General features: G+C 49.7%; 1 protein-coding gene and 1 pseudogene. One reads left to right on the top strand and one right to left on the bottom strand.

The annotated features are described in order from the left end of the window. Positions 1–271: hypothetical protein (locus QWF21_RS18045; protein WP_330089429.1), on the top strand; the 271-nt coding region annotated here is incomplete at its 5' end. Here QWF21_RS18045 and QWF21_RS18040 read toward each other — a convergent pair. Continuing rightward, positions 252–858, bottom strand: a pseudogene (locus QWF21_RS18040) (IS4 family transposase); the annotation flags it as partial. The gene QWF21_RS18045 and the pseudogene QWF21_RS18040 sit on opposite strands and share 20 nt — an antisense overlap.

Here is an 858-nt window from a genome sequence, read left to right as displayed (position 1 = left end):
AGATAACAGCATCTCAGGTTCAATGCAAGTGACATCAACAGATCCGGATACAATCCTTGTAAATGTTGATATGTTAACTGGGCCAGATAACTTATTAGAAGCACGTCATTTGGCCTCAATTGTTGGTCATGAAATCGTTCATGTTTATGACATCAATTACCGGAAGCAACTTGGTTTGGCTATAGATAACCGATTTAGGTGGCAGAGTGAGATTAATCTGAGGGATCCCCACGAATTTAAAGCCCATAGTATCAGCTCTTTTCCAATTTGATCACAGCCCAATCCAACTCGCCAACCCAGAGCATGATTTGCTCTATGGCGGCGGCTATCTGTGCAGCACTTAGCCGGAGCCGCTCGAACTTGCATTGCCGCATGCCCAGATAATTGAAGGATAGCACCCTCCTGTCTCGCACCGTATTGGCCTGAAACTGCCGGTGTAGGCCCGCCATCTCTGTAGCAACTCCCGGCATGTAATGCAGCCAGTTCGCCAGAGCGGCCAGTAAAATAAGGAGCGCCAAACGCGTTGGCTCCGTGGTGCCATGCGCATTGCTGCCCAGCCCATAAATACTGCTTTTCTGGTCCCGGAAGCTGGCTTCGATTTGCATGCGCTTGCCGTAACAGGTTGCGACTTTATCGGCATAGTTCATGCACTTTGGCAGGGATGACACCAGCAGCCAGGGTTCTTTGTATTTGCGCTTTTTGTCCCGTTTTCTGAGTTTCCAGCCGGTGCCAACCAGTACCGCCTGAGCTTGATAGCACTTGGCTTTGGTGAGCTCAATGCACCCCAGGTGATTCGGATTGCAGCGGGCTTTTTTGTACAGCTCCTGCACACTGATAAATTCATCGTGCTCTGGCAAT

Source organism: Alkalimonas mucilaginosa, from assembly GCF_036327005.1.
Classification (GTDB): Bacteria; Pseudomonadota; Gammaproteobacteria; order Enterobacterales; family Alteromonadaceae; genus Alkalimonas; species Alkalimonas mucilaginosa.
The sequence above is the reverse complement of the archived record's forward strand: the minus strand, read 5'-3'. Positions and strand labels throughout refer to the sequence as shown.